This is a genomic window from Maridesulfovibrio sp. (genome assembly GCF_965230075.1).
Classification (GTDB): domain Bacteria; phylum Desulfobacterota; class Desulfovibrionia; order Desulfovibrionales; family Desulfovibrionaceae; genus Maridesulfovibrio.
This window is the reverse complement of sequence record NZ_OZ245945.1, coordinates 3,841,875-3,866,259: the sequence shown is the minus strand read 5'-3', so window position 1 is coordinate 3,866,259 and position 24,385 is coordinate 3,841,875. Positions and strand designations below refer to the sequence as shown.

Here is a 24,385-nt window from a genome sequence, read left to right as displayed (position 1 = left end):
GAAACGGGCTGCCCTTTTTTTGTCTAAGCGGGGTGGGTTTTAACCCTTCATGCGCTCGGTCATACTGTTCAGGGTTTTGATCTGGACGGAAAGGTCGCTGACTACGTTTCTGGACAGGGTCATGGCATCAGAGGTTTCTATGGAAATCTCGCTGATTCCGGTGATAGAGCGGTTGATTTCGTCACTGGCGGCACTCTGCTGGTCAGCTGCGGTGGCAATAGACTGCACCTGTGCGGTAGCAGCATTGACCAGTGTCACTATTTCTCGCAGTGACTCACCGGAAGCGGTAGCAAGTTCGGTTACCTCGGTGATTGTCTCTACAGATTTCACTGTGTTATCGATGTTCTTGCGTGCTTCGTCCTGAATACTCTTCACTGCATTGGAAACATCGTTGGTAGCGGCCATTGTTTTTTCAGCCAGTTTACGCACTTCATCCGCAACAACAGCGAATCCCCGGCCAGCTTCCCCGGCCCGTGCCGCTTCAATAGCAGCGTTGAGCGCCAGCAGGTTGGTCTGGTCTGCAATATCGTTAATTACATTGATGACTTCGCCGATGCCTTCAGCCTGATTGCCGAGGGTAGTCATGTCTTCCATGAGGACTTTGGATTGGGTGGACACTGTTTCGATACCGCCTACTGCGCGGAAAACAACTTTTGCGCCTTCTTCGGCCATATTGCGGGCTTTGTCTACATCATCAGCTGCACTGGCAGCGTTTCGGGCCACTTCCATCACTGTAGCGTTCATCTCTTCCATGGCGCTGGCAGTCTCTTCAACGCGGCTGGCCTGTTCAGTGGCTCCGGCGCTGGATTGTTCAATCTGTACCATCAGGTTTTCGGATGCGGCAGATACGGAATCAACTACATTATCAAGTTGAATAGCGGCTTCGAGAAGTTCTGCGGCCTTGGTTCCGGCCAGATCGTTGGCGGCTTTGGCCTCAGCGCTTGCCCGTAGAGCTTCTTCTGCTTTGTATGCGGCTTCCTGCTCTTTGCGGGTAATTTCAGTAATATTTTCCTGTAAGGAATCAGCCATTTCGGAAAGAGCGACCTGCAGTTCGCCAATTTCATCCTTACTGGTGACGGTCAGGTTGGTATCAAAGTTGCCGGATGCTATTTTGCGGGCTTCTTCCTTGATTTCAATGATGGGCTTGATGATTCCTTTACCCATGATGATTCCTGCCGGAAGGAGAATGAGCAGGAAAAGGCCGGCGGAAATTCCGCTTTGGATCAGGATGGCAGTGAAGTTCTGTTTTTCCATTTCAGTCCTGATGACTGCCGCCTGACGTTTGATGTTGTCGATGTATACTCCTGTTCCGATCCAGAAGTCGGTGCCCGGAATCATTGCTGCGTAGCCGAGCTTGGGCATGGGTTTATCATATCCGGGCTTATCCCATGTGAAATGTACGAAGTCTCCGCCGTTGCGGGCTGCGCGGGCCAGTTCCCTTACGGAATAAATGCCGTCCTTGCCTACAAGATTATCGAGGTCCTTGCCATGCAGTGAGGGCTTTACCGGATGGGCAACGTTAACCGTGTCTTTGTAGATAAAGTAGTAGCCGGAGGAATCATCTTCATAGAATGCGTCCTTGATCATGGTACGCATCAGCTTAAGCTGCTCCTGCTCGTCTCCTAAGTTTGCAACTGCGCCGGAAAGAGCCGCTGCCATTGATGATACTGCGGATTTGAGTTTTTCCTTCTGGCCATCGAGCATTATTTCCTGTGCCTTTTGAGCCTCAAGTTCTGTGAGTTCATATGAAGAATATGCGCTGAGTCCTATGGTGATCAGCGAGGTGAAAATTGCAATGCAGAAAAGAGCGGCAAGTTTGCCGCGAATGGAAAGTTTGGTCACTTTTCCTCTCCCTAATGTAATGAGTGGGTCTGATCTCTTTCGATTGGAAGAATTCTTTTGGAGGGATATCGCAAAGAGAAGTTAGCTTGTTAGACTTAATAGTATTGCAAAAGGTTATCAATATCAACCTATAGTCGTGAAATAATTCCAGCGGCTACAATTAAGCTCTGGTTTGAGAGTAACATCTATAAGATGAAAGACATCATACCTTTATATGACATAATGTTAATAAATGTTTGGATTGTGTAACGAGAATGAACATTAATGGCCTAAGCTTATTTCTAAGAAAAAAATGTTTTGAAATAGAGGAAAACAGTCCTTGGATGAATAGTTTTTTTCTATTTCCGATTTGTGAGGTCTGAATTGTTTTATTGTTTTTATTATCAAAATGACACATTGATGTTTCAGTAATGGTTCTATATCGTGACACTCGCTGTTGGAAATTCTGATCTAGATGAGATGCATTTTTATTTATTTTAAAATTCAGTTTCAGGAGTGAGTGATGAAGAAAATCGTACTGATGGCCCTTGTTGCCGTATTTTGCGTTTGTTCTTTTGTACATGCAGGTGAAAAACTAGTAATTTATACTTCTCAGCTTGAGCAGGATGCCCAGCAGACCGTAGAAACTTTTAAAAAAGCAAATCCCGGCATTGATGTAGAATGGACCAGAACAGGAACTACCGCGCTGATGAATAAATTGCGAGCTGAATTTGCAGCAGGTAATCCCCGTCCTGATGTTGTGCTTATTGCGGATATGGTGACCATGGAAGGTCTGAAGAAAGAAGGCCGTCTCATGGCGTATCAGGCTGCCCCGGTTAAAGGTTACGATACGAACCTTTACGATAAGGACGGCAACTACTTCAGCACAAAGATCATCAGTACCGGAATCGTATATAACGACAAAGCGCCTTTCAAACCTAAATCCATCAAAGATCTTGAGCGTCCCGAGGCCAAGAACCTTGTTATCATGCCCAGCCCCCTTTACTCCGGTGCTGCTGCTGTGCACATGCATACCCTGACTCAAAATTCTGATCTCGGTTGGGATGCATACAAAAAGCTGGCTGAGAATGGTGCCGTAAACAGTAAAGGTAACGGCGGTACCTTTAAGGCTGTTGCCAGCGGTGAAAAGCTGTACGGTTTCTGTATTGATTATCTGCCCATCCGCAACAAACTCAAAGGTTCCCCGGTAACCTTTATCATCCCTGAAGAAGGTGCCAGTGCGGTAACTGAGCCTGTGGCTATCCTTTCCACTGCCAAGAATCCCGAAGGCGCGAAAAAATTTGTAGACTTCCTGCTTTCTGACGAGGGTCAGAAGCTTGCTTCGGCTCAGGGATTCATGCCTGCCAAAACTGGCATCACCCCGCCTGAGGGCTTTCCCGCAAAGATAAAGCTTATGGACCTCGATACTTCTAAGGCTCTTGCTCAGGATAAAAAGAGTAAAAGAAAATTCGTTAATGTTTTCGGCGGTTAATCAATGTTTTTAAATAAAGCCGTGCGGGCCGGGGTTCTCCCGGCCCGGGATAGCGGCCTCGCAATTTTTCTCCCGGTATTTATTTCGGTGTGCATCCTTTCCTTGATGCCCACCATTCGTTTGTTGTTGGAGTCTGTGGTTCCTGATGGAACATTCAGTCTTGAGATCTTGCGCGGGATTATGGATGAATCGGGTACGTGGAAGGCTTTCCGGCATACCCTTTTTGTAGGGGGCTGCGCCACCATGCTGGCAACTCTGCTCGGTTCTGCCATGGGCTTGCTGGTGGGATTAACTGACATTCGTTTTCGTAAGGCACTGACTTTTTGTTTCATGATGCCTATGATGATCCCCCCGCAGATTACGGCCCTGTCGTGGATTCAGCTTTTCGGACCTTCAAGTGTATTGCTGAACTGTCTGGGCATTGCTCCGGCTCCGGGAACGCCTCATCCAATGTATTCTCCGTTCGGGATAATCCTGCTTTTGGGAATCCAGCAGGCTCCGCTTATATTTCTTTCCCTTAAAGCCGGACTCTCGGCCATGCCCCGTGAAATGGTCGAGGCCGCGCGGGTCTGTGGTGCGGGCAACGAACGGGTGTTGCGCGATATTGTATTACCCTTGATGACTCCGGCCTTGACTGCCGGGATGGCACTTGCTTTTGTCTCCTGTATCGGTAACTTCGGTATTCCGGCCATGCTGGGTATCCCCGCCGGGTACACAGTGTTGACCACATTAATATATCAGCGGCTGGCCATGTTCGGCCCTGAAGTCATTGCTGAGGCGGCATCCCTTTCGGTACTGATCAGCATGCTTGCCTTGTTCGGCATCCTGCTCCAGTCCTATATGCTTAATCGTAGAGACTACCGCTTGGTGGGGGCTCCTTCTGAATTACTCAAATACCGCCTTGGTAAATTCCGCCCTCTGGCTGAATCAGCAAGTTGGCTGGTTATTCTGTTGGTACTGGTTGTTCCTTTGTGCGCCTTGTTTTTCTCTTCACTGATTCCTTCCTTTGGTGTGGAGTTAAACGCTGAAACCATGACTTTTTCCAACTACGCCAATGTGCTTTTCAAGCATGACGCCACCACAAGGGCTTTCATCAACAGCTTCTCGCTTGCCGGAGGAGCGGCGCTGATTCTCTGTCTGGTCGGTATCCCTTTGGGATATTTTCTGGTCTGGCAAAAGAACTCTTTGCTCCGGTTTATGAGCCCACTTATGGAGTTGCCGTACGCTCTTCCCGGAGTAGTGCTGGCTATCGGCTGCATTCTACTTTTCCTCAAGCCCATCTTCGGAGTCAGTATTTATGGCACGGTCTGGATCATTCTTGTGGCTTATCTGGCCCGTTTCCTGCCTATGGGATTGCGGCCAGTAATCGGCGGTTTTACTCAGACCGACCGGGTGTTGGAAGAAGCTGCCCAGATGTGCGGGGCCGGATTTTTCCGGCGCATGAAGGATATCATCGTACCTTTGATCATGCCTGCTGCTGCCACCGGAGGGTTGTTCATTTTTCTTGCCGCCTTCAATGAACTGACTGTTTCGGTGCTGCTTTGGACTTCCGGTTCAGAAACATTGGGCGTGGTTATTTTTAATCTTGATGAGAGCGGCAATGCCGTGCTTGCTTCGGCAGTATCTATCTTGGTCATCGCGGCTATCCTGCTTTTGATGACCGTACTTTCTTTTCTTGGACGCAAGGCACCCAAGGGCGTGATTCCATGGCAGGGCTGATGAAAATTTTACTATTTGCGGAAGACTAAATGGCTGAAGTTGTAATTGAAAATATTGTGAAGAGTTATGGCGAAACAATGGCCCTTGACCACGTTTCTCTGAATATCAATGACGGGGAGCTGGTTTCCGTGCTTGGTGCATCCGGTTGCGGCAAGACCACTTTGTTGCGGGTTCTAGCTGGGTTTGAGGAGGTTGATTCCGGCCTGGTTCGGGCCGGAGAAAATCTCTTTTCTTCCGGTACAACCCATGTCAGCCCGGAGAATCGTAATGTGGGGGTGGTTTTTCAGTCCTACGCTCTCTGGCCGCATATGAATGTGGCTGAGAACATCGGCTATCCCCTGAAAATCAAGGGCAAGAACGGACAGGCTCTTAAACTGGCTGTGCGCGATGCCCTTGAGTCTGTAGGCCTTTCGGGCATGGGTGACCGTAATCCGGCAGATCTTTCCGGAGGGCAGCGCCAGCGGGTGGCCTTGGCCCGTTGTTTGATCATGGCCCCGGATGTGGTGTTGCTGGACGAACCGCTGGCAAACCTTGATGTACACCTGCGTGAATCCATGCTCATGGAATTTAAAGCCTTTCACGAAAAGACCAAAGCGACCATGCTTTTTGTCACTCACGATCAGTCTGAGGCCATGGCAATTGCGGATCGTATCGCGGTCATGGATCATGGGCATATTGTGCAGTTTTCAACTCCGCAGGAACTCTATGACTGTCCTGTAACTGTGGGGGTGGCCCGATTTGTGGGCAATGGATCGGTTCTTCCGGTTGAGGTTGGAAATGCAGGAGCCGGAGAATGTGAGCTTTACATTGACGACTATTGTTTTACCGCACGCCATGGTGGGGCCGGAGTAGGGCAGAAGGGCTTTTGTGCGCTTAAATGCGGCTGGGTCAGGCTGGGTGATAAAGGACTTTCATGTACAGCCAAACGTAGTATTTATACCGGCGGGCAGACCCATGTGGAATTGCAGGTGGATTGTCTCGGAGAGCTTTCCGAGCCCGTAAATCTTTGTTTACCCGGATTTGCGCATATGGAGAGCGGTGAGAAGTTGCAGGTCGAGATAACTGACGGGTGGTTTATAGCTTAATATTTATGGTGTTATTGATTTAAAAAGAGCAGCTTGCGTTCAGGCTGCTCTTTTTTTTGCGAAATCCACGCGGATGTATTAGATTGAGTGCTAAATACTATTTGCGAGGGGAATTTATGAAAAAATGTGTAATGTTTTTAATCTTGTTGGCTTTAGTTTGCGGATTGGCTTCCACTGCATTGTGTGCTGAAGATCGTTCAGGTGAGTGCATGGAGAAATGTCTGCAACCGGCCATTGAAGCCGGTGATCCCGAGCGACTTAAGGATGCAATTGAAAGGTGTGAGAGTCAGTGTATGCCGCCTTTGGTCGGGGAGAATACATTGCCGGCGGCAGGCACTGCGGCCAACGCCATGACCGGCTACCAGCGTGGCAGGTGTATTTCGCAATGTGCCTCACAAAACCGCCAGTGTTTGATAACAAAAAGAAGCCCGAAGCAATGCCATATTGCTTATGAGAATTGTAAGAAAGGATGTCGCTAGTTTTGCGACTTTCTAAAGATCCAGTCCCTGTTTTTTGTAGTCATTGAGCTTGTTGCGCAGGGTGCGTACTGATATGCCCAGCAGTTCGGCAGCCTTGGTCCGGTTGCCCGAAGTCTGGTCGAGGCTCTTGATGATAAGCTTTTTCTCCATTTCAGAAATGGGCATGACTGCGAATTCAGCAGCAACTCCGTCTGCGGCTGTAGCTTGTTCTTCAGCAGGAGCAGCGCCTTCGGTGTGAGCTTCATCCGGCATCCATGCATCAGGATCATTGAGGAAATGCTTGGATTCAATGGGACCGGCTCCGGCGAGCAGTACTGCTCTTTCCATGAGATTCTGGAGTTCGCGGACGTTACCGGGCCATTCGTAACCCAGTAGCCATTTTGTTGCTTCCTCGGAAAAAGCCAGCGAGCTCAACCCGTATTCAGTGCAGTATTTGTTAACGAAAAATTTTGCCAGCAGCAGGATATCTTCACCACGCTGGGAGAGTGCCGGGAGCTTGAGCGGGATGACGTTCAAGCGGTAGAAAAGATCCTGCCTGAATTTGCCTTCCTTTACAGTTTCCTCAATTGCCCGGTTGGTGGTTGCCAATACGCGTACATCAACTTTTACGGTTTCCACACCGCCGACGCGGTCGATTTCACCTTCCTGTAAAACCCTGAGCAGCTTGGCCTGTAAGCCGAGTTCCATTTCTGTGATTTCATCAAGGAGGATGGTTCCTCCGGAAGCCAGCTCAAATTTACCGAGTTTGCGGTTGATGGCCCCTGTAAATGCGCCTTTCTCATGTCCGAAAAGTTCTGATTCCAACAGATGTTCGGGCAGTGCAGCGCAGTTGATGGCTACGAAAGGTTTATCGTTGCGGTCCGAATGGTGGTGCAGGAAGCGGGCGAACATTTCTTTACCTGTGCCTGATTCACCGGAAATTAGTACGGTAGCTTTGGACTTGGCAACCTGCTTGGCAAGGCCCAGAACGCGGGCCATGGCCGGGTGCTGTCCTATGATCTGGTAGCGGCCCTGAGTGCCTTTCTGCTCTGGTGCGGCCGGTTTATCCGGAGCACTGAGCTGTTCAGCTGAGGGCATGGATGAGGGCTTTTCATCAGGAAGCATCAGTTTGATCTTTTCCCATGAAAGCGGTTCCAGCCAATAATCTCGTGCGCCTAGTTCCATGAATTTCTGGGCTTCGTCAGCGGAGCCGTTGCGGGAAAAGACCACTACCGGAGGGAAATCTTCAATATTTACGGCTTCGGCCAGAAGCGCCTGAGCAGAATAGCCCTGCATGACCGGTCTGGTAAAAATCAGACACGGTTTTGACTTTTTGATGAAATTGATGGCCCCGGCAAGGTTGTCGGCTAGTCCGGCTTGAAAACCCGCTTCTTTGAGCGGGGAAAACACCGAGGTCACGGATTGGGGTTCGGCTATGAATAGTAATGTACTCTCAGGCATGTAGATTCCATATATCTAAGTGAGAACCTTTTCAACTACATATATATTATTAAGGGCGATAAATTAAGGTAAATTCTGTAAAAGTTTGCAAAATATCCCTTTTTTCGGGAGGGTTTATGTTAAAAACATGTGAAATCCTTTTGAATCATGACCGTTTAAGTTCTGTGCTGCGTGTTTGGGAGCTTTCTTTCATATTGATTAGAAAGGAAAATTTATGATCAAAACGCAAGAAAGTTAAAAATAATTTCGATTTACGAAATCAACAATATTGTGTGGAGTTGGTTTTTGCAGGAAAAAACAGGCCTGTTTTTAACAAAAATGATTTTTCCCAAGATAGATAATTCGCGAAACGCTAAAAAAACAAGAGTTCATCCAAAAATGAGATGGGCTTGCCGAATTTTGTTCCATTTGGTACCCGTTTTTTTCGAGCTAAGAACAATTTTTTACGGGATTTGTACAAAAGTGATAAAATTTAACAATGTCAATAAATACTACGGTGACTACCACGCCTTGAGGGATCTCAACCTTCATATTAAAAAAGGCGAAGTGGTTGTTGTCTGCGGTCCTTCCGGTTCTGGTAAGAGTACCATGATCCGCTGTATTAACCGTCTTGAACCCATTCAGGAAGGTGAAATAATTGTAGAAGATATGGATGTGAACGGTTCGAGGGTCAACCTGCCCCTGCTGCGGGCGGAGATCGGATTTGTCTTTCAGTCCTTCAATCTTTATCCGCATATGACGGTTTTGGAAAATATCATCCTCGCTCCGACCATGGTTCGGAATATGAAACGCAAGGATGCCGAAGATTTGGCTATGGAGCTTCTTTCCAAGGTCAATATTCCGGACAAGGCCGGGGATTATCCTTCCCAGCTTTCCGGCGGACAGCAGCAGCGCGTGGCAATTGCCCGCGGTTTGGCTATGCGTCCGAACATCATGCTATTTGACGAGCCTACCTCCGCCCTTGACCCGGAAATGATCAACGAGGTTCTGGACGTAATGAAGGCTCTGGCCCGTGAAGGTATGACCATGGTCTGCGTAACCCACGAAATGGGCTTTGCCCGCGAGGTTGCGGATAGGGTTATCTTCATGGATGAGGGAACTCTCATTGAGGAAAACACCCCCGATGAATTCTTCCACAACCCGCAGCATGAACGTTCCAAGCTCTTCTTGAGCAAGATTCTTTCACATTAGGGATTTCCCCATCATATTTATGATGGGTGTAAATAGTGAGGTGAGGTAATTGCCTGTAAATTAGTTTTTGCAGGTCCAGTATCAGGAAGCTCGCGGTTTCCGGTGTCGGGGATCGCTCTTTTGTATACTCTTTGTCTATTTCCACGCAGGAGGAAAGAATGAAAAGGTTTATGACTTTGGCTCTCGCAGCCGCTCTGGTTATGGCTTTCGCTGCAACTGCTTTTGCAGGTGCCACCTATGACAGAATCATGAAAGACAAGGTTATCCGTGTCGGTATCATGACTGACTCCATCCCCGGTGCATTCTACAACGCCAAGAAAGAATGGGTTGGCTTTGACGTTGATATCGCTAATGAAATCGCAAAACGCTTGGGCGTTAAAATCGATCAGGTTCCCGTTAACAACAAAACCCGTATCGGTTTCCTCCAGCAGGGCCGTATTGACGCTTCCGTTTCCAACATGACTCACAAGCGCTCCCGCGATAAATCCATCGATTTTTCCATTACTTACTTCTTTGACGGCCAGAAGATGCTTGCTCCCAAAGGCAAGTTCTCCACCCTCAAGGATTTCGTAGGCAAAAGAGTTGCAGTTATGCAGGGTACCACCTCTGAGCTGAACGTTAAAAACCTGCTCAAGAGCCTTGGCGACGCTGCTCCCAAAGTTATCTCCTACCAGAAAGAATCTGAGTGCTTTCAGGCTCTGCAGATGGGTCGCGTAGATGCATGGTCCACCGACTCCACCATCCTGCTCGGCTACGCTGCACAGGTTCCCGGTAAATACGAACTGGTTGGTGACTTCTTCTCCAACGAGCCCTACGGCATCGGTCTGGTTGAAGATGATTCCAAGCTCCGTGACGCAGTTAACTTCGCACTGCAGGATATGTGGAAAGACGGTACCTACGAAAAGATCTACAACAAGTGGTACGGTCCTGACACCAAGTACTACTTCCCCCTTACCGAAAAAATTGAAATGTGGCCTTAGGCTTCATTTGATTTGCTAGACAGGCGGGGTCTCCCCTGACCCCGCCACCTTATAAATTGAAGACAAAGAGAAAGTTTCTGCAATGATCAACCGTTATCTGGAAAAAACTTGGGTTCAGTATCTATGCCTTGCCACTGTGACCGCTATACTGGTCTACTACTTTGGCTGGGTCTTCGACTTCGGTTACAAATTTGACTGGTCTGTTCTTTACAAAGAAGACCCCTCATACGGCGAAGTGCTGGGCGGCATGCTCGTCACCGGTTTGAACCTGACCATCAGCATCTCACTCATGAGTTCGGCCATTGCGCTGGGCCTCGGTATCCTTTTTGGTCTGGGCAGGCTTTCCCAATTCAAGCCGGTTTACTATTTCTGTACCTGTTACGTTGAATTTTTCAGAAACACCCCGCTGCTGGTGCAGCTCTTCTTCTGGTATTTTGCGCTGCCCATGGGGTTACCTGAAGGAATCCGCAATTTTCTCTTTGATCAGAATTTCGAAATGCTCTCCGCTACCGTCGGGCTTGGTATCTACACCAGTTCCTTTATGGCCGAGGTTATCCGTGCCGGTATCCAGTCCATCCCGAAAGGATTGCTGGAAGCTGCTTACTCTTCCGGGCTGACTCCGTTTCAGACCCTGACCAAAATTATCCTTCCGCTGGCTTTCCGGGCCATCATCCCGCCGCTGGGCAGTGAGTTTCTGAACAATATGAAGAACTCCTCTCTGGCAATGGTTGTTGGTGTGCCGGAACTGTGTTGGGCCTCACAGCAGATCGAGGGCATGACCTTTAAAGGTTTTGAGGCCACAACTGCTGCTACCGTAATTTATCTTTCCCTCTCCCTGACCATTGCCGGAATCCTGACTCTGGTGAACTGGAAACTGCAGATCGTTCCGGTCAAGGACCGCACTTTAGGCCATAAGTTTGCACACCTGCTTTTTTGGCCTTTCGAAGCTCCGTTTTCTTTTTTGGCAAAAATGCACCGCCGTTTTAAACGTAGACGTCAGGACGATTTCAGCCTTTCCAAGGCTCAGGCCGCACGCAAGGCTTTTCTGGCTAAACTGTCCAAGGTTCTCGGACTCGTCTGGAAGGGAACCTTTCTGGCCTGTCTGGCTTTCCTGCTTGTTTCCGCCCTTTACGGCGTATCCAAATTTAATTTTGAGGTTATCCGCGACAACATTGGAACCCTGCTCTGGTGGAGATTTCCCGAAGGCGATCCCAATGAAATCCTCTGGGGACTTGGTGGTCTTTCTTTCTCCATCATCATGTCGGTGATCGCTATTTCGGTCAGCTTCTTCATCGGGCTGGTTGTGGGTATCGGTCGTACTTCCAAGAATAAGCTCTTTCTGATCCCGTCCACTCTGTACATTGAACTTATTCGTGGTAACCCGCTGATTATGGTCATTTTCTGGATTTACTTTTTTATTCCGATTCTGACCGGGCAGTTCTTGAACGTATTCTGGTCAGCGACCATTGCCTTGACCGTTTTTACCGGGGCATATCTGGCTGAGATTGTCCGTTCCGGTATCCAGAACCTGCCTCCCGGACAGTTCGAGGCAGCAGTCTCCACCGGCCTGACTTACTGGCAGGCCATGCGCAAGGTTATCCTTCCGCAGGCATTGAAGCAGATGCTTCCGGCTATTGTCGGACAGTTTATTGCTATCTTTAAAGATACCTCTCTGGCCTTTGTTATCGGTGTTCTGGAGCTGACTTTTGTTGCTCAGGGACTGAACAACAGGCTCATGATCTATCCCTTTGAAATTTATACTACCGTAGCATTTTTGTACTTTATTTGTTGCTACCTGATGAGTCTCGTGGCAAGACGACTCGAACGGAAGCTTTCAACCGAGACCTTCCGTCTGCAGATGTAATTGATCTCCCTCCCCCTGTTTAAATTTGATTTTACAGGGGGAGGGTAGTTGAATAGAAGCGTTTCGGAGTTGTCTCATGCTCGGTAAGAGTGTTCCTGTTTTTTGCTACCATGCCGTCTGTGAAGAGGACGGTCATTCCCCCGCCACCTTTGCTTCCCATCTTGATATGATGCTGGAGATGGGCTTCAAGACCATCACCGCCGATCATCTTTATGAAATCTGCATGGGTCGCAAGCCCATTGACGATAAGTATGTGGTGCTCACCTTTGATGATTGCCACATCAGCAACTGGATCAACGTGGTTCCCATGCTTGAAGAGCGGGGTATGACCGGGGTCTTTTTTGCGGTCAGTGATTTTATCGGGCAGGGCAAGATCAGAAACAGGGCAGATGTTCCGCAGATGCTTTCTATGCGTGAATCCTTTATCAAGGCTCTTTCTGAAAACGACAATTCCCAGTTCATGAATGAGGCGGAACTTAAATCTCTGGTCCATGACAGGGGTATGGAAGTTTACGCCCATACCTGCCGTCATCAGGGTTGTTTTAAGGATTTTCGTTTCAAGGGCAATTTTTCCGCTGATTCCCATTGGTCTACGTGGGGAGTTTACCGCAAATTTAATTCTGAGCTGCCTACTTATGATTACGGCAGTGCCTTTGCCTACAATGGTTACTGGCCTCAGTTCCGTAAAGGAAAGGTAACCTTCAAGCGTCGTTCTGATGATGAAAGACGTGAATTCATTCGCGATGATTTCAAGCGCTGTCTCGACAAGATTAAGAAGATCAACGGTTCGCGTCGTCAGTTCTTTTGCTGGCCGTGGGGGGATTTTGATAATCTCGGTATGAAGGAGGCAGCCGCGGCCGGGTTCTGCGGAACCTTCACTCTTGAACGTTCCGCCAATATGCTCGGCACTGATCCCATGCGCATCAACCGCATCGGGGTGGGCACCAGCAAGGATGCCGCATGGATTAAGCAGCGTCTGCATATGTATTCCAATGAAGCCTCAGCCATGCTTTGCTTCAAATTTTTCACCAAGCGCAATGATATCGGCAAGGTGCTTTATATTACCGATACCGAGAAGCTTTCCGGAGGCAGCAGGCAGCTGATCAACAGCGCGCGGGCCATGCTTCAGGCTGGAGTTGGCGTGGTTGCAGTGCTTCGTCCCGATTCCAAGCTTATTCCGGAATTGGAAGAGATGGGTGTGGAAGTGGTCATTCTGGACGATTTCAAGAACATGCTTACCGCAGCCGGATTCCTTTCCAGTGTGATCGAAGAGCATCAGGTGGATGTGGTCCACACCTACCACAACCGTGCGGTCAAGATCGGCTGCATTGCCAAGGGGCTTTCTCTGCTCGGCGGCCGCAAGTTCAAACTTTTCTTTAACCGCGGCGTTATCTACAAACCCAATCCGCTGGCACCGCTCTTTTCGCTCATCGGCAATGGCTATATCTGCAACTCTGCCAAGAGCCGTGAAGTGCTGCTCAAGCACTTTGTGCTGCCCAAGCGGGCGCAGGTGGTCTACAATTCTTTTGTGGGCGGAGGGCGTAAACCGAAGCGTTCTGCGGAGACATCCATTATTTACGTGGGCAATGAGGGGCATGCCAAGGGACCGGACGTGTATATCAAGGCGGTGGACCGTCTTCTGGCGCAGGATAAGTGTGAAGGAGTGCGTTTTATTGCTGTGGGTATGGAAGACCTTTCCGCCTACCGTGATATTGCCTCAGCTTCTACTTTGGAACGTATTGAGTGTCCCGGCTACATCCCCCATGAGGAAGTGGTTAAATTGCTGGCATCCTCACACATCTACGTCATGAGCTCGCGGCAGGAATCCATGCCCAATACCCTGCTTGAAGCTTTCGAGTGCGGGCTGGCTGCCATTTGCACAAAGGCCGGGGGAACCGCTGAGCTTATCCGTGACGGTGTTAACGGACTGCTCTGCGAAGTGGAAGACAGTGAGGCCCTTGCCAAGTCCATGAAACGGCTCATTGAAGACAGTGAATTGCGCAGTGAAATGGGCCGCTTGAACCGCAGGATCGTGCGCTCTTTCATGTCCTCCACAGCTAAAGCGCAAGCGCTGCTCAAAGTCTACTCATCACTTCCCGGTGATAAGCCGCAGACTGCTCTGCCGGACATCGACCGTCTGATCAGGAAATAAGTGCTCAGGAAATAGCTGCGCGCAGTTTTTTGCCGAATGTCTCGCAGAGCCATTGTTCTGCCGGGGTCAGCTCGTGTGCAGTACTCCAGACGTAGTAGAAGATTCCTTCCAATTCGTTTTCTGCCAGTTTTATGGGCAGTTCTACCAGTTTGCCTTTTGCAATGTCCTCGTTAGCCATGTGAAGGGGTAAGCCTGCCCAGACTGTTCCGGTCAGTGCCAGTCGATGGGCCAGCCTGCTGTCCTCAAACTGCCAGACCTTTTCGGACCTCCTGAATGAATCCGGGAGCCGGGTGCCACGCTGACTCATGCCCAAGGCCTGCCTGTGGCGATACAATTCTTCTTCGCTGATTTTATTTATGCCTGCCAGCGGGTGTTCAGGTGCGACTACAGCGCAAAACTCCAGGTTGGACAATTTTTTAAAGGACAGTCCGGATGATGTGATGTCGTCTACCGGAATGTCCACACCTACGTCCGCCTGCCCGGAGCGGACGTTTTTCTGAATATCCCCCACTGCCCCCCAGAGAATTTCCAGTTCAATATTCGGGAATTCTTTCGCGAATTCATCTAAAACCTGTGCTGTTATGTGCTGGGGCACGATCTCATCCAGCGCCAGTCGGAGCATGGTCTGCTCGCCGAAAGCAATACGGTCTGCATGTTTGAGCAGATTTTCTGAGCGACGCAAAAGTTCCCGTGATTTATAAAGCAGTTCTTCCCCTTCTTTCGTTAGCTGCGGATATTTAGCGCTACGGTCAAAGAGGGTGAGCCCAAGGTCATCTTCCAAACTGGCAATTGCGGTACTTATCTGGCTTTGAACCTTGCCCAGCCTGCGTGCTGCCGCAGAGAATGAACCTGCATCCGCCGCAGTGACAAAGGCCTCCAAATGCTCAAGGGAAAATCTCATGCTTGCTCCATCTATCTTGATTTAAGATTGATTCTATCTTTATCAAACTAAATTTTAGATTAAAAGAGGAATTAGACATCCCAATTAAGGAGAAAAAAATGCAAGCAACATTACGTTCCCCAAAAGATAGGCTGCGCCATAGTATCCTGTTCGAAATAGTTCTGGTTCTGTTGGTGGGGCCGCTGCTCGCTGTGGCGCTGGGCAAGCCTTTGCACACTATGGGGGCTATAACCATAAGTCTCAGTCTCATTGCCATGGTGGTTAACTATTTTTACAACCTTGCTTTTGACCATGTCCTGCTGCGGCTCGGCAGGCCAATCCATCAAAGGAGCACCAAGCTACGGGCCTTACACGCTGTTCTCTTTGAGCTGTGTCTGCTTGTGTTCTCTTTGCCCTTGGTGATGCATATGCTGGGCTTTTCCTTTATGCAGGCCTTGTTGTTTGATCTGGGGTTTGTCATGGCTGTTCCGGTTTATGCCTTCTTTTTTAACATCATCTACGACCGGACTTTCCCGGTTGCTTCCGCTCAATAGTATCACCGGGGCAGAGTTTATAAACTCTGCCCCGTTTTGTTTTCATAAGAAGAGTTGTGGAGGGGATTCCTTTTGGTTAACGTGGCTTGGAATAATCCATCCGTTAATCAGAAGGGAATATAAATGGGCAAACTCTACAGCGATACTTATTGGTCCGACATGCATGAACCTGTACGCCGCAAGCTCTTGATGGGCTCTGTAGGTGCGAAGCACCTTTTTGATGCCGGGGCACATGCTCTTGAGTCTGATCCGCAGTTGGGTGTTGAATTGCTTCTGGCGGCTTACAACTCCAGTCCTATGGATGGCAGTATTGCAGCGCAACTTCTTCAGGTTGAAGGTTTGCTTCCGCTTTTTCCTTCCTCTGTAGCTTCCTGCCTGAAGGGAATTGTTTCCTATTGGAAGCAGCCGGAGAACCTTTCATATTTCATGCGTATTGCCGGTAAGCGTGATACTGAAAAAGTTAAAAAATATATCCTTTCTTCCCTTGAAAAAGAACCGGGCAATCTTTTCTGGATACAGCAGGGATTGGTCCATGCCGGGGCCTTTGCCGATTTCAAATTCGGTTTGGAACTTTTGTCCGGGGAATTCCCGGCTGAGATTCTTCCGGTAATTAATTCTTCTAAAGCCTATTTTCATTACATGAGCGGCAATGCAGCTGAAGCATTTCCCTTGCTTATGTCTGCTTCCGATGTTTTCGGACTGAATAATATGGCCCATCTTGCTGCGTCAGTAGCCCTGAAACTTGGTGAGCGTGAAACAGCTATATCAATCCTTGCAGGAGCTGTTGATGCGCAGCCGTGGCGGGTGTCTGAAGCCATGCGTGTATATGATATGGCTTGCGGTCTGGATGAAAAGACTTCCCCTTTGCCCGGTAGTCTGGCCATTTTGCTTTACTGTTTCAACAAGGCTGAAGAGCTGGATGCCACCCTTGCTTCCCTGCACCGTTCCGACTTGCATGGGGCTAAAATTTTTATGCTCGATAACGGTTCCTCCGATGGAACTGCCGAGGTTATAAGCAAGTGGCAATATGAGTTTGGTAAGCAGATGGTGCGTATTGACCTGCCCGTAAATGTTGGGGCAGCCGCAGCCCGCAATTGGCTCATGAAAGAACCGCAGGTCATGGAGTGCGCCTTTGCGGTCTACCTTGATGACGATGTGGAAGTGGAGCCGGACTGGATTTCCCGTTTTGGTGCGGCTGTGGAGGCCTACCCAGAGGCCGGGGTCTGGGGTTGCAAAGTTTTGGATCATGCCGCTCCCTCAGTCATGCAGTCTGTGGACCTGCATATTATTCAGCCCGTAGGTGATGAAGGCGAGGGGCCGGAGGTAGACCTGACCAAGATAGCACCCAATCCGTTCCGTTGTTCCGATCTGCATCTCCATCTTTTAGATAGCGGATATTTCGATTTTATACGTCCCTGCGGTTCTGTTACCGGATGCTGCCATTTGTTCAGAACACAGAAGCTGCTTGACAACGGGGGCTTTTCCCTGTTCCTTTCTCCCTCGCAGTATGACGATTTGGAGCATGATCTGCGCAGTTGCCTGAAAGGGGAATTTCCTGTTTATCAGGGACATTTGCGCATTCTGCACCGTAAGCGGACCGGATTTGCCAGCCATACCAATGCCGCACAGGAAGGCAATGCGCTGGGTAACAAATACAAGATGCAGTCAATGCATCCGCGCAGCGAAATACTGCAGATAATGGCTGATGAAGAAAGGCTTCTTCAGTCCGATCTTGAGAAAAAGATGCAGTATCTGGTGCGGAAGGGTGTTCTGGCCGGATAGCCAAATACAGGGAGAGTGCCATGTCCGACCACGATCAGACCCAAGATTTTCTGAACAACCTGCCCGAGCTGGAATCCGGTAAGACCTTCGGTTTTGCCTGCCATCCTGAAGTGCGTTGCTTCAACGCCTGCTGCGGTGACCTCAACCTCATGCTCACTCCCTATGACGTGCTACGTCTGCGTAAGGGCCTTGGTCACGACAGTAAAAAGTTTATCCACAACCACGCGGACATCACCCGCACTCCCGGCACCGGTTTTCCCATGTGTAAGCTGCGCATGCTCGACAATGCCAAGCGCAGCTGCCCTTTTGTGCGTGAAGAAGGGTGTTCCATCTACGAAAACCGTCCCGGTGCCTGCCGCACTTATCCCCTCGGTCGTGCTTCCCGCATGGACGAGAACGGCGAAACCATCGAACAGTTTTTCATCGTGCAGGAACCGCACTGTCGTGGCTTTGAAGAAGACAAAGCATGGACCAGCGATGAATGGCTGAAAGATCAGGGTCTTGAGCCTTACAACGAAGTAAATGACCGCTACATGCGTATCATGAACCGTGCCCGTCAGGCCGGAGTAGTTCTTGATGAACGCAAGTTGAACATGGCTTTTCTCGCCCTTTACCAAGTTGATAATTTCATCAATTTCATCAAGGACATGAACGTCTTTTCCCGTCTCGATATTTCCGAGGAGCGCCAGCAGGCTATCCTCAACGACGAAGAAGAATGCCTCAGCTTCGCCCTCGACTGGGTTGAGCTGATCGTGCTCGGTTCTTCCGAGAATTTAGCGCCTAAGAAATAAGAATGCCTCCGGCGGCCCTTCGGGGACCAAAGAACCCTTTGGAAAGGGTTCTCTGGACTCTCCTAAACTTTTTGTTAGGTTTCGCCGTATGGCTATAAATAGTGCTTGATTAGCCCGTAATGTTTTGAAAATATTGCGGGCTTTTATTTTACAATCCCCAAAATTCCACAGCCTTCCCTGAAAACGACAGATAATTGATTACGTAATGCGCGATGATGGTCGGGTAGATTGATCCTGTGCAATACATGCAGATCATGAGTCCTGATCCGGTGATTATGGTTGCCATGATCGCAACAGGGCCTTGCGACCAGTGAATCATGCCGAATATTAGGGCGGAGATAGTGAAAATTTTCGGGATGGAGTAGTTGCGGTTTTTTAGCGTTGTGAAGGCTAGGCCGCGAAAGGTTATTTCTTCAGATATGGCAACAAGAGCGAGACCAATGGTCATGTCCAGTATGTATAACGGCGAGTCTGTTTCAATGGGAATTGACCCAAGCCGCAGGGACGGCAGCAGCTTGGACCAGAGGGCAAAACCCGGTTCATCAAGACAGAGGCCGAGAGCTGTGATTCCAAGGGTCCAAAGGATCAATTTATTTAATGGGAGTGCGACAAGGCCGAGGTCCGCACGGGAAAGAGTTCCTTTTCTAAGCAGATAAAACAGGAATCCCAGCGGGAAAAGCTTTGCTCCGTAGTCGATTGCCAGCCAGAGCAGTTCGTGTTTAATAAAGATGTTGTTGAAGTCATTGAGGTAGAATGGCAGGGCAGCGAGAAAAAGTATTGTGGTTTTGTTGTTGATCACGCTGATTACTCCTTGCCAAGAGCGGATTGTTGATTAAATTTATGACGGTTTGTGCGTTTAGAGCGGCGAAGCCAAATTGAAAGTTTTTGAAGAGTCCAGAGAATTCTTTTCATCAAAAAGCGCGAAGCGCATCAAATAAATTGGAGACAGTACGTTGTCTGAATTAAATATAGAATTGAATAGCCCCAAGATACTCTCTGCGGACGAATTTGCAAAGATCAAGGCGGGCTTTGGCGGGAAAAAGATTGTTTTCACCAACGGCTGTTTTGATATTTTGCATGCCGGACACGTAGACTTGCTTTCACGTGCCCGCGAGCAGGGGGATCTGCTGGTGCTGGGCTTGAACAGCGATAAGTCCGTACGTTCCATTAAAGGCGAAAAACGTCCGGTTACCAAGCAGCAGCAGCGTGCTTTTGTCCTCGCAGGGCTGGCCTGCATTGATTATGTGATTTTTTTTGACGAAGACACTCCGTACAACCTGATCAATAAGGTTCAGCCCGATGTGCTGATCAAGGGCGGCGACTGGTCCGTGAATAATATTGTGGGCCGGGATATTGTTGAGGGCCGTGGCGGCGAAGTGTTGTCCCTGCCGCTTCTTCCCGGATACTCCACCACCGGGGTAATTCGTCATATCCGCGAAAATGAAATCGAATAGGCTGAATCGGCCTTGGTTTTAAATGCTTTATTTTTATGCTAGAAGTTATTATCTAGTTTGAAGAATTGCGTTTTGTTTTGCTCTTGACAAGTCGATGTTTGTTGGGCTATTAAGCTCGACTCGCTTGGCGAAAAGGGCCAATAGCTCAGTTGGCAGAGCCCCCGGCTCATAACCGGATGGTCCCAGGTTCGAATCCTGGTTGGCCCACCACTTATTTCATATGGATACAAATCAAAATACAATCCAGATTCTTTCTGCTTTCTAGCATTTGAAAGCTGTTGTGCTCCCGGGGGACAGCCCTTGCGGGAGCATATTATTTTATTGTATTTTGATGTGTTGAATTTGATTACGAGCGGAAATAATTGAACATCTTCCCTGTTCGGCATTGAGCAGCCATGCGCAGGGCAAATGGTGGCCGTTATGAAGACAGCAGAAGTTATCAGCAGGATCGAGTCACTTGTTCCTTCGGGGTTTGCCGCTCCGTGGGATAATTGCGGTGTTCAAATCGCGGGACCGGAAAGGGATGTAACCAAGGTTGCAGTGGCCCTAGACCCGTTACCGCAGGTTGTTTCTTCGGCCCTTGAATGGGGCGCGCAGTTTGTACTGACCCACCATCCGCTGGCCATTGAAGCAAAGCTTCCTGCAAAGCTGGACTGGTTTCATGATGTAATGAAGCAGTTTTTTTGCGCGGATGTGACCCTTTTTGCTTCGCACACCTCTTTGGATGTGCAGTTCAAGGGTGCAGTTTCCTGGCTCGGGCGTGAGCTGGAACTTGAGAATCTGCGTGTGCTGGATCAGGTTGCGGAAAACGAAGCCGGTGATATACTCGGATACGGTTGTATCGGCGAGTATTCCAGCCCGGTTGTTTTCGCAGATTTTGTGGAGCGTGTTTCACAGCTTTCCGGTTGCGGGGTTGTAGCCCTGTGCGGACCGGAACCTGAAAAGGTCGGTTGTGTAGCCATGTGTCCCGGTTCTGGATCTTCGCTTATGGATAAGGCTTTCGGCCTTGGAGCGGATGTATTTATTACCGGGGATGTGAAGTACCATCCCGCACAGGAAAGTGTGGGCGCAGTGCTTGATGTGGGGCATTTTTCTCTGGAAGAGGAGATGATGCGCCGTTTTTCCGTTCTTCTCGGAGAAGAGCTCGGAAAGGAAGTGGAAGTGAAATTTTTCAGCGGACGCAATCCCTTCGCCTATCATGTGCAGGGGGAAGGCGTACGCAGACCCTAACCGGGTTGTCATGACAAAAGAGAATTAACAGGACCGTAGAGGCCTTACGGGACTGTATTTAAGTTTCCGAACATCGATGTGGCGGAGGCCCTTACAAAGGCCGTCCGCAAAAGGGGACCCAATAATGTATGAAAAACAGATAGAACAGCTTGTTGTTTTGCAGAAGGTTGACGACGAAATCATCCTTCTTGAAGCGGAAATCGATCAGGCGCCCAAAGATGTGGCTGCCCTTGAATCCCGCAAGGAATCCCTTGAAAAGCGCAAACAGCAGCTGACCGAAAAGCTTGACCTGCTTGCTGAGCAGAAGAAAAAGCTCGAAACCGAAATCGAAGAAGATTCCGTTAAGGTTAAAAAGAGCAAGAGCAAGCTGATGCTGGTTGGTACCACCAAGGAATACCACGCCATGATGCGTGAGATGGACAGCCTTGAAAAGCTGAACAGACTCCGTGAAGAAGAAAAAATTACCGTTCTTGAAGAAACCGAACGTCAGACTGAACTCATGGCTGACATTGACGGCAAGATCAAGGAACTGGACGAAGAGCTGGACGAAAAGCGTGCAGGACTCAAGCAGAAGCTTGATGCTGCCAACGGCGAACTGGATAAACTTACTAAACGCCGCAACAAGGCCGGTGAAGTTGTTCCCAAGCCCATTCTTGGTCGTTACGAGTTCATCCGTTCCCGTCTTTCCCATCCGGTTATCGTACCTGTGGAAGATGCTGTCTGCGCTGGCTGTCACATCATGATTCCCCCGCAGGAATACAACGTGCTGCAGGAAGGCAAGCAGATTCTGAGCTGCCCCAACTGCCAGCGTCTCATCTACTGGATTGAGCACATTCCTGAAGCTGCAAAGCCCAAGGCTCTCCAGAAAGACGAAAAATAGTATTTAATGCCTTCGGTTTTGTTGCCGGGGGCTTAACTCTTATAGAAAAGAGTTAGATATCTTAGGAGTTGGACGGATCATCGCCGCGATTTTATGTCGGGGAGGAAAGTCCGGGCTCCGTAGGGCAGGACGCTGGGTAACTCCCAGCGGAAGTGATTCCGGGAAAGTGCCACAGAAAACAGACCGCCCCGGTGTTTATTCACCGGAGTAAGGGTGAAACGGTGGAGTAAGAGCCCACCGGCGGGTATGGTGACATATCCGGCCAGGTAAACCCCGTCCGGAGCAAGACCAAATAGGGAAGTGTTTGAGGCCGGCCCGGCCGAGCTTTCGGGTAGGTTGCTTGAGGTGTATGGTAACATGCATCCTAGAGGAATGATGATCATCTGCCGCAAGGTGGATACAGGACCCGGCTTATAGTCCGACTCCTCTTTTATATTGTATAGATTAAAAAGGGGCAGCCTTTGGGCTGCCCCTTTTTTTATAGGGATTTAATCATGAGTACATCCGGTGAAGTGTGGGCTGTTCTGCTGGCTGCAGGCAGCGGCACCCGTCTGGCGAATGCTGTTGGCGGGGTCAAAAAACAATTCCTTGAATGGAAGGGCTTCCCGCTCTTCTGGCATTCCGCAATTACTTTTTCCAATACCCCGGCTGTTTCCGGCATTATCTTTGTCTTTCCCCCCGATCAGGTTGAGGAGATGAAAGAGGTTGTAGCCAAGCTGGACGGTGCTGATTCTTTGGGCATGCGCTTCAAGGTTACTGCCGGAGGTAAGCGCAGGCAGGATTCCGTATTCAACGGCTTGAATGAACTTCCATCTGGGTGTACCCATGTGCTGGTTCATGATTCCGCACGTCCTTTTGTTTCGGTGAAAATGGTCAGCGGTATTATTGACCGCCTGCAGGCTGGCGATGAAGCTGTCATTCCTGCAATTGATGTGACCGATACCATCAAGGAAGTGGAAGAGGGAGTTGTTGAAAAAACTCTGGTTCGCTCCCGCTTGAAAGCCGTGCAGACTCCGCAGGGGTTTGCTGTGCCTACTCTTTACGCTGCCCATAAGCAGGCGGAAGGAGAGGGCTGGGATGTAACCGACGATGCCTCCATGGTGGAAATGGCCGGAAAGGATGTTCATATTTGTGAGGGAGAAGAGGGCAACATTAAGATGACCAACCCCGAAGATTTGAAAAAGATCGAAGATGATAAGCGGACCATCCCCTGCGTGGGCTGGGGTTACGATGTCCATAAATTTGTCAAAGATGGCCGTCCCATGGTGCTGGGCGGAGTGCCCATCCCCGGCGGCCCGGAGATCAGTGCCCATTCCGACGGTGATGTACTGCTTCATGCCTTGGCTGATGCTATCCTTGGACTTTTCGGTGGCGGCGACATAGGTCACCATTTTCCGGACACTTCTGATGCCTGCGAAAATATGTCCAGCGGGATTATCGTAAAAGAGGTCATGGCCAAGGCGGAAGAAGCCGGGGTGGAAATAGTTCATGTGGACCTGACCGTTATCAGTCAGATTCCCAAGCTTTCCCCGCACCGTGAATTGATCCGCAAGAATGTGGCTTCGGTTATGGGGCTCGATAAGGCTCAGGTCAATGTGAAGGCTACTACCGAGGAAAAGCTTGGATTCACCGGTGAGAAGAAAGGCATTAAAGCCGTGGCCGCGGTAACCGGCCTGAAAAAGATTTAAGGTCTCGGCATGAGCGGAAAATCCTTTTTGAAATTATTCCTGACTCTGGCTTTGCTGCTTGCGGTTGTTGGAGGAGGATATTTCAAGCTGGAGGAGTTTTCCGCTGCCAAGGTTCGTGAAGCCGTGGACCGGCATGCTGATCTTGTCCGGGTGGATTTTGAGCGGGCTTTGCTTAACCCTTTTGACAAGTCTTTGCATGTCTGGGGACTTGATTGCCGTTTTATCAGCGGTGCGAGTTGCACAGTCCGCAAACTGGAAGTTGTTTCATTTGACCATGAACACAATCCGCCACGTTTTTTTCGGGGCAGGGTTCAGGGTGTATCGGTTCCGGTGGAGTTTATAAATCTTGGCACTCTCGCCCGTGATTTTCGAAAAATGGGCTATGAAAAGCTGGATTTTGACCTCTTTGCCGACTACAGCTATGAAGACGAAACCAAACGGCTCTCAGTAAAGTCGATAAACTTTGACGGAACAGATCTTTGCCGGGTCAGCGCGGGATTTAATCTCGGCGATGTGAGCCTGCGGGGACCGGGAATCGGTGGATTTATCGGAACCAGCATGCTTGACGGTTCTCTTGTCTGGCAGGATCTGTCCCTTACGAATAAAGTCGTGGCTCTTTCCGCCGAGAGTGAAGGGCTCGGGATTGATGCTTACCGGGACAGGCTGCGGGAATCCCTGCAACTGGAAATGCAGGAGGCCAGAAGTCTCGGAAACGGCTATGCTGAGAATTTTTATGCCGAGCTTATTAAATTTATTGAGAATCCTGAGAGGCTGGTTGTCCGGGTAGAACCGGCCGAACCTGTGCCCCTGCTTTATGTTTTTATGGGACGCAGCTTTGAAGAACTGCTTGACCTTTACGGGATTACGGTCGAGGCAAATTTTTATTCACGAAAATAAGGAGTG

General features: G+C 49.4%; 20 protein-coding genes, 1 tRNA gene and 1 other RNA gene. 18 read left to right on the top strand and 4 right to left on the bottom strand.

All coding sequences use genetic code 11. The annotated features are described in order from the left end of the window. Window positions 1-39: 39 nt before the first annotated feature. Window positions 40-1,842, bottom strand: a complete 1,803-nt coding sequence (locus tag ACO05Z_RS17490; protein WP_421903466.1) for a methyl-accepting chemotaxis protein — start codon at window positions 1,840-1,842, stop codon at window positions 40-42. A 502-nt stretch (window positions 1,843-2,344) separates the two neighbouring features. Here ACO05Z_RS17490 and ACO05Z_RS17485 point away from each other — a divergent pair. The 4 genes from ACO05Z_RS17485 to ACO05Z_RS17470 all read left to right on the top strand — a co-directional run bounded on the left by ACO05Z_RS17485 (window position 2,345) and on the right by ACO05Z_RS17470 (window position 6,596). Beyond that, window positions 2,345-3,313: an ABC transporter substrate-binding protein gene (locus ACO05Z_RS17485; RefSeq protein WP_421903465.1), complete on the top strand. Its 969-nt coding sequence runs from the start codon at window positions 2,345-2,347 to the stop codon at window positions 3,311-3,313. Between the two features lie 3 nt (window positions 3,314-3,316). Further along, entirely contained in the window at window positions 3,317-5,032 is a 1,716-nt protein-coding gene (locus ACO05Z_RS17480) for an ABC transporter permease (RefSeq protein WP_421903464.1), read from the top strand. 29 nt (window positions 5,033-5,061) lie between these two features. Continuing rightward, window positions 5,062-6,117, top strand: coding sequence for an ABC transporter ATP-binding protein (locus tag ACO05Z_RS17475; protein ID WP_421903463.1), 1,056 nt, complete (start codon window positions 5,062-5,064; stop codon window positions 6,115-6,117). A 116-nt stretch (window positions 6,118-6,233) separates the two neighbouring features. Then, the gene (locus ACO05Z_RS17470) at window positions 6,234-6,596 is read left to right on the top strand and encodes a hypothetical protein (protein ID WP_421903462.1); all 363 of its coding nucleotides are present in this window, start codon (window positions 6,234-6,236) and stop codon (window positions 6,594-6,596) included. Between the two features lie 12 nt (window positions 6,597-6,608). Here the strand turns inward: ACO05Z_RS17470 and ACO05Z_RS17465 are convergent, their stop codons facing one another. Beyond that, window positions 6,609-8,036, bottom strand: coding sequence for a sigma-54 dependent transcriptional regulator (locus tag ACO05Z_RS17465; protein WP_421903461.1), 1,428 nt, complete (start codon window positions 8,034-8,036; stop codon window positions 6,609-6,611). A 462-nt stretch (window positions 8,037-8,498) separates the two neighbouring features. Here ACO05Z_RS17465 and ACO05Z_RS17460 point away from each other — a divergent pair, with 462 nt between their 5' ends. The 4 genes from ACO05Z_RS17460 (at window position 8,499) to ACO05Z_RS17445 (ending at window position 14,223) form a co-directional block, all read left to right on the top strand. Then, window positions 8,499-9,227, top strand: a complete 729-nt coding sequence (locus tag ACO05Z_RS17460; protein ID WP_421903460.1) for an amino acid ABC transporter ATP-binding protein — start codon at window positions 8,499-8,501, stop codon at window positions 9,225-9,227. Between the two features lie 158 nt (window positions 9,228-9,385). Further along, entirely contained in the window at window positions 9,386-10,207 is an 822-nt protein-coding gene (locus ACO05Z_RS17455) for a transporter substrate-binding domain-containing protein (protein ID WP_421903459.1), read from the top strand. A gap of 82 nt (window positions 10,208-10,289) precedes the next feature. Continuing rightward, window positions 10,290-12,071, top strand: coding sequence for an amino acid ABC transporter permease (locus ACO05Z_RS17450; RefSeq protein ID WP_421903458.1), 1,782 nt, complete (start codon window positions 10,290-10,292; stop codon window positions 12,069-12,071). Window positions 12,072-12,147: 76 nt separating this feature from the next. Further along, complete coding sequence (locus ACO05Z_RS17445) at window positions 12,148-14,223, top strand: glycosyltransferase (protein ID WP_421903457.1); 2,076 nt, start codon at window positions 12,148-12,150, stop codon at window positions 14,221-14,223. A 4-nt stretch (window positions 14,224-14,227) separates the two neighbouring features. On the opposite strand, the gene ACO05Z_RS17440 is transcribed toward ACO05Z_RS17445, so the two are convergent. After that, on the bottom strand, window positions 14,228-15,124 hold the full coding sequence (locus ACO05Z_RS17440; RefSeq protein WP_421903456.1) for a LysR family transcriptional regulator: 897 nt from the start codon (window positions 15,122-15,124) through the stop codon (window positions 14,228-14,230). A 98-nt stretch (window positions 15,125-15,222) separates the two neighbouring features. Between ACO05Z_RS17440 and ACO05Z_RS17435 the strand changes: the two genes are divergently transcribed. From ACO05Z_RS17435 to ACO05Z_RS17425, 3 genes are all read left to right on the top strand, one after another. Beyond that, on the top strand, window positions 15,223-15,657 hold the full coding sequence (locus tag ACO05Z_RS17435; RefSeq protein ID WP_421903455.1) for a PACE efflux transporter: 435 nt from the start codon (window positions 15,223-15,225) through the stop codon (window positions 15,655-15,657). Between the two features lie 123 nt (window positions 15,658-15,780). Continuing rightward, the gene (locus tag ACO05Z_RS17430; RefSeq protein WP_421903454.1) at window positions 15,781-17,439 is read left to right on the top strand and encodes a glycosyltransferase family 2 protein; all 1,659 of its coding nucleotides are present in this window, start codon (window positions 15,781-15,783) and stop codon (window positions 17,437-17,439) included. Window positions 17,440-17,459: 20 nt separating this feature from the next. Beyond that, window positions 17,460-18,230, top strand: a complete 771-nt coding sequence (locus ACO05Z_RS17425; RefSeq protein ID WP_421903453.1) for a YkgJ family cysteine cluster protein — start codon at window positions 17,460-17,462, stop codon at window positions 18,228-18,230. Window positions 18,231-18,378: 148 nt separating this feature from the next. Here ACO05Z_RS17425 and ACO05Z_RS17420 read toward each other — a convergent pair whose 3' ends face one another. Then, the gene (locus ACO05Z_RS17420) at window positions 18,379-19,029 is read right to left on the bottom strand and encodes a CPBP family intramembrane glutamic endopeptidase (protein WP_421903452.1); all 651 of its coding nucleotides are present in this window, start codon (window positions 19,027-19,029) and stop codon (window positions 18,379-18,381) included. Window positions 19,030-19,183: 154 nt separating this feature from the next. Between ACO05Z_RS17420 and rfaE2 the strand changes: the two genes are divergently transcribed. The 7 genes from rfaE2 to ACO05Z_RS17385 all read left to right on the top strand — a co-directional run bounded on the left by rfaE2 (window position 19,184) and on the right by ACO05Z_RS17385 (window position 24,379). Continuing rightward, window positions 19,184-19,684 carry a D-glycero-beta-D-manno-heptose 1-phosphate adenylyltransferase gene (gene rfaE2 / locus ACO05Z_RS17415; RefSeq protein WP_421903451.1) on the top strand — a complete coding sequence of 167 codons (501 nt, stop codon included), beginning with the start codon at window positions 19,184-19,186 and terminating at the stop codon, window positions 19,682-19,684. Window positions 19,685-19,818: 134 nt separating this feature from the next. Continuing rightward, window positions 19,819-19,894, top strand: a tRNA-Ile gene (locus tag ACO05Z_RS17410). 210 nt (window positions 19,895-20,104) lie between these two features. Next, complete coding sequence (locus ACO05Z_RS17405) at window positions 20,105-20,914, top strand: Nif3-like dinuclear metal center hexameric protein (protein WP_421903450.1); 810 nt, start codon at window positions 20,105-20,107, stop codon at window positions 20,912-20,914. Window positions 20,915-21,038: 124 nt separating this feature from the next. Further along, window positions 21,039-21,794, top strand: coding sequence for a zinc ribbon domain-containing protein (locus tag ACO05Z_RS17400; protein ID WP_421903448.1), 756 nt, complete (start codon window positions 21,039-21,041; stop codon window positions 21,792-21,794). Between the two features lie 64 nt (window positions 21,795-21,858). Next, an RNA gene (gene rnpB / locus ACO05Z_RS17395) (RNase P RNA component class A) lies at window positions 21,859-22,224 on the top strand. Window positions 22,225-22,288: 64 nt separating this feature from the next. Continuing rightward, window positions 22,289-23,482, top strand: a complete 1,194-nt coding sequence (gene ispD / locus ACO05Z_RS17390) for a 2-C-methyl-D-erythritol 4-phosphate cytidylyltransferase (protein ID WP_421903446.1) — start codon at window positions 22,289-22,291, stop codon at window positions 23,480-23,482. A 9-nt stretch (window positions 23,483-23,491) separates the two neighbouring features. Further along, a complete protein-coding gene (locus tag ACO05Z_RS17385; RefSeq protein ID WP_421903445.1) occupies window positions 23,492-24,379 on the top strand; it encodes a hypothetical protein in 888 nt (295 codons plus the stop codon). Window positions 24,380-24,385: the final 6 nt, after the last annotated feature.